General features: G+C 59.2%; 3 protein-coding genes. 1 reads left to right on the plus strand and 2 read right to left on the minus strand.

Annotated features, from left to right (window positions below; genetic code table 11):
* Positions 1-159: 159 nt before the first annotated feature.
* Entirely contained in the window at positions 160-1,239 is a 1,080-nt protein-coding gene (locus VNX23_RS20330) for a BMP family ABC transporter substrate-binding protein (RefSeq protein ID WP_325632918.1), read from the plus strand.
* Between the two features lie 603 nt (positions 1,240-1,842).
* Here VNX23_RS20330 and VNX23_RS20335 read toward each other — a convergent pair.
* Together VNX23_RS20335 and VNX23_RS20340 are read right to left on the minus strand one after the other, a co-directional pair.
* Positions 1,843-2,349 carry a cyclic nucleotide-binding domain-containing protein gene (locus tag VNX23_RS20335; protein ID WP_325632920.1) on the minus strand — a complete coding sequence of 169 codons (507 nt, stop codon included), beginning with the start codon at positions 2,347-2,349 and terminating at the stop codon, positions 1,843-1,845.
* A 367-nt stretch (positions 2,350-2,716) separates the two neighbouring features.
* Positions 2,717-3,583: amidohydrolase family protein (locus VNX23_RS20340; protein ID WP_325632922.1), on the minus strand; the 867-nt coding region annotated here is incomplete at its 5' end.

Consider the following 3,583-nt stretch of genomic DNA (forward strand, 5'->3'; position numbering starts at 1 on the left):
ATCGTCCTTGTTCTGATTTCGCGAGCGAGAGCCGGAGGCTCGACCGCGCCCGCGGCGCTGGGTACTGTGTTCGTGCCGGATCGATAGTTACCCGGGATGCACGCGATGGGGCGCGTGCCGTCGGGAGGTTAAGTCCATCCCCTTGTACAGGAGAGACCCATGAGAAAAATTCTCATTGCGGCGACGGCGGTCGTGATCACTGCCGCAGCAAGCATGTTCGGCGCATCTGCCGCCGACAAGCTCAAAGTAGGCTTCATTTATCTCGGCCCGGTCGGAGATTTCGGCTGGACCTACCAGCATGAAGTTGCACGCCAGGCCGTGGTGAAGGAATTCGGCGACAAAGTCGAGACAACCTATCTTGAGAATGTCAGCGAGGGCCCGGACGCCGAACGTTCGATCGAACAGCTCGTGCGCGCCGGCAACAAGCTTATTTTCACCACTTCCTTCGGCTACATGGACCCGACGCTGAAGGTCGCCAAGAAGTATCCCAACGTGCACTTCGAGCACGCTACCGGCTTCAAGCACGACAAGAACATGGGGATCTACAACGGCCGGTTCTACGAGGGCCGCTACATCCAGGGCCTGATCGCCGGCAAGATGTCGAAGGCCGGCGTGCTCGGCTACATCGCCTCGTTCCCGATTCCTGAAGTCATCATGGGCATCAACGCCACGATGATCGCCGCGCAGTCGGTCAATCCTAACATCAAGGTCAAGATCATCTGGGTCAATACGTGGTTCGACCCCGGCAAGGAAGCTGATGCCGCCAAGGCGCTGCTGGATCAGGGCGCCGACGTGATCATGCAGCACACCGACAGCCCGGCCGCGATGCAGATCGCCTCCGAGCGCGGCAAGCTGGCATTCGGCCAGGACTCCGAAATGATCAAGTTCGGGCCGAAGACGCAATTGACGTCGATCATCGACAACTGGGCGCCGTACTACATCGATCGCGTCAAGGCCGAACTCGACGGCAAGTGGGCCACGGATGATGTGTGGGGCGGGCTGAAGTCGAAAATGGTCGTGATGGCCCCCTACACTAACATGCCCGACGACGTGAAGAAGATGGCGCAAGACGCCGAAGCCGCCATTGTCGCGGGCAAGCTGCATCCGTTCAAATGTCCGGTCGTGGACCAGAGCGGAAAGACCGTCGAGTGCAAAGGCGGCGACCATCTCGACGATGGCCAGATCCTCGGCATGAACTTCTATGTCAAGGGCATCGACGACAAGATTCCGGGCAAGTAAGGCCGGCTGCTTGCAAAAGGGATTGGGCCCGGGCGTTGCCGCCCGGGCCCGTTTCATTTCGTTTGGTGTGGTACGTCCTGGCGCTTGACTCACCAAGGTCGATTTCCGCTTTCCTCCAAAAGCGACGCAGCTATTTTGCGGCAGCGAAATGACGCGATGTGAGCCGCTTCCAAAATCATGCAGTGCGCAAAAGTCTCTTGCCTCGAAGTCTACTCCGCCCGCCCTTTAGCGCTGTTTGGTCACGAAGGCAGAAACTTGCTAATAGCCCCCTGACAATGGGCTCTGAAACGGTACGCAACCATAGGGCACGTAATGAGGGTTTAACAGGCATGCATTATCGAGGCTGGAATCCCACGCGCCTCGCCGTCGCCAGCCGCTCCAAGCCAGGTAGTCGCAATACTTACTGTACGGATTGCCCGGCTCCTTGGTTGCACAAAAAATCCCTTGATCGGCGCTTGACACATGCCCTGCCAAGGCTGGGCCCGTAGCCAATGCAAAAGCCACGGCCGCAACGAGAAATTTGCACTTCATGCTGCATTCCTTTCAATTGGGCGACTGGGAAGCCGCGATTTTCAAAAGGAGGTCCGCGACACGGGATGGCTCTCAGTGATGCGTGTACGGATCGTGTGGATATCCAGCATAGACAAGGCTAGCGTTGGTGATAAGAAGTCCTTCCATCTTACTGACCGTTTTTGCGACCACGCTCTGCGGCTCGCCGGCCAAAAGTTGCTGCTTTAGTTGAATAAGGGCATGGTTCGCGCCGTTGAGCCGCTGGGCCAGCATCGTCGCAATATAAAGGACCGCGATCGGGTTTTGCGTGAGAAGCGCAGTCGCGTCGGCAACATGAAATTGTGAGGTGTCCAGCGCACGCACGTCCGCTGCGTGCGGCTGGTCTAGCAGGACGGACAATTCGCCGAACACCGCACCCGGTTCTACGACCTTCGCAATCTCTGTACCGTCTTTGACGATGGCGACAGTTCCCTTCTTGAGAATAAGCAGCCGACCAGTCCTCGAGCCGTCAGCGATCACAGTCTCGCCAGCCTGGTAAGTCGAAAGCGGAAGCGTGGCGAAACTATTTTGGAACAGGGTATTGTCAGCGATAAGAGACATGTCACCCTCGATCGTTTAGTTGTTGCTAGGATTCGCCAGTCTAAGGGCATCAGCGCCGCTGAACTCCTCGTACTGATACGACATCCAGCAGCCAATCGTTCGGCCGGGCGTTGCGGTAGATCAAGGAACCCGATTGATGTAGCGTATTCTCTTGATTTTCGATCACCCGTTCATGCTTTTTGCCGGCGTTATGTCATAGGTTAAAGTTGCCTCGACCGCTTGCAATCGCGATGGCCTATACGCTTATTGTCTCTGCGACGGATTTCGAATCGGCATGTCCGCTTTGGGTCATCTTTCGCCGATTTAGGAGGTTCTTGCCGTCCGCTTCCACCCGCTTCACCTCGAACGCAGACCTGAGGTTCGTGGATTATGGTTTTGCCATTTGCATCGCGCGCGCAGCCGCGCTGTGGCGCCGGATCAGATCGCCCATATCAAGCCCCGGGATCGTACCATCCGACACCACCCACTCCCCTGCCACCATCACCCTGTCGGCACGATGCGCGCCGCACAGAACCAGCGCGGCAGTCGGGTCGCCGTATCCGGAAAAGCGCAATTCGTCGAGCTTGAACAGCGCGAGGTCCGCTGCCCTTCCGACTGCGATCTCGCCGAGCTCGCCGCGGCCGACGCAGGCGGCCGAGCCCCTTGTGGCCCAGCGCAGCGCGTCCTTGTGACTGACGCGGGAAACGCCATAGCGCGCGCGCTGCACCAGGAAGGCGCTGCGGACTTCCTGCATCAGGTTGGATTGATCGTTCGAGGCCGAGCCATCGACGCCGAGCCCGATCAAAACCCCCGCCTCTTCCATGTCGCAAACCGGGCACGATCCGGACGCCAGCACCTGGTTGCTGCAGGCGCAATGACTGATCGTCGTCCCCGCCTTCGCGAGCCGCTTCATCTCCTGCGCCCTGAAATGAATGCCATGCGCCAGCCACGTGCGCGCATTCAGCCAGCCGCACTCTTCCAGATATTCGAGTGGCCGGCAGCCATGCATCTGTTCGCAAAACCTGCTTTCGTCCTCGGTCTCACCGAGATGGGTATGCAGGCGCACGTCCAGCCGCTCGGCGAGTGCGGCGGTCGCGCGCATCAAGGACGTCGTCACCGAGAATGGCGAACAGGGCGCGAGCGCGATCTGCACCATGGCATCCTCGCCGCGCTGATGATGCTTTGCCACCACGCGCTCGCTGTCGGCGAGGATCGTATCCTCGTCCTGCACCACGGCCTCGGGCGGCAATCCGCC

The organism is Bradyrhizobium sp., from assembly GCF_035570375.1.
Classification (GTDB): domain Bacteria; phylum Pseudomonadota; class Alphaproteobacteria; order Rhizobiales; family Xanthobacteraceae; genus Bradyrhizobium.